A 599-nucleotide genomic window follows, 5' to 3' on the forward strand; every position below is an offset into this window, starting at 1 on the left:
GAGAAAACCACCCTTGACGGCGTAGGTCTTGCCGGGGTCGTCCGGATCGGCGGCGAAGAGCGCATCGAGGTCCCAGCCGCGGTTGGCCGGGAATTCGTCGACCGCGTCGACCTCGTCGACGAGCAGACGCCACAGGTCCTCCGGGGAGGCGACCCCTCCCGGCAGCCGGCAGGCCATGCCGACGATCGCGATGGGCTCGTCGAGGGCGACCGCCTCGTACACGTCCTGGTCCTGGTCCCGGTTCTCGTCGACGAGGACGCTGCGGAGGTGGTCGGCGAGAACGGCCGGGGTCGGATAGTTGAAGAGCAGGCCTGCGGGCAGCGCGAGCCCGGTGGCCAGGTTCAGCGCGTTCCGCAGCTCGACGGCCGCGTGGGAGTCGAAGCCCAGGTCCTTGAAGGTCGTGTCGACGTCCACGTCGCGCGCCGATCCGTGGCCGAGCACGGCTGCCACGTGCGTACGCACCAGCTCCAGCTCGTCGCCTCGCACCGCGGCGAGAGCGGGGCTCGCCGGAGCGGTCGACGGGACGCGCGCTTTCCCACCGGGGCGGACCGGGACCGCCGGCTCGATCGTCGGGCCGTCCAGCCAGAAGCGTTGGCGTT

General features: G+C 71.6%; 1 protein-coding gene. It reads right to left on the minus strand.

The features are described 5' to 3' along the window. On the minus strand, positions 1-599 hold a 599-nt coding region (locus Asi03nite_RS37555), incomplete at both ends, for an acyl carrier protein (RefSeq protein ID WP_203685269.1).

The organism is Actinoplanes siamensis (assembly GCF_016862395.1).
GTDB lineage: Bacteria > Actinomycetota > Actinomycetes > Mycobacteriales > Micromonosporaceae > Actinoplanes > Actinoplanes siamensis.